The 247-nt window shown below is 62.8% G+C and carries 1 protein-coding gene; it reads left to right on the plus strand.

Features of this window, described 5'->3' with window-relative positions; all coding sequences use genetic code 11:
• A partial coding sequence (locus ACVA58_RS28490) for a LysR substrate-binding domain-containing protein (protein WP_446513588.1) occupies nt 1–200 on the plus strand: 200 nt, incomplete at its 5' end.
• Nucleotides 201–247 lie beyond the last annotated feature (47 nt).

Below are 247 nucleotides of genomic sequence, written 5' to 3' on the forward strand. Positions count from 1 at the left end.
GCGTTGGACTGGCGCACGTGCTGGAAGATCTCGTCGCCGAGGATGTGGCGGCCGGGCGCTTGGTCCGGGTGCTTGAGGCGTGGTGCCCACCCATGTATCGCTTTCATCTCTACTTTCCGCGCACGCCACAGATGCCGGGCAAGCTGCGGGTCTTCATCGATTTCCTGCGCGCTCGGTCGGGCAGCGAGGGCGGTGAGTGAACCGAGTGATGTGTTTCACGTGAAACACAAACGGTGCGGAACAAGCG

Source organism: Photobacterium sp. DNB22_13_2 (assembly GCF_052873915.1).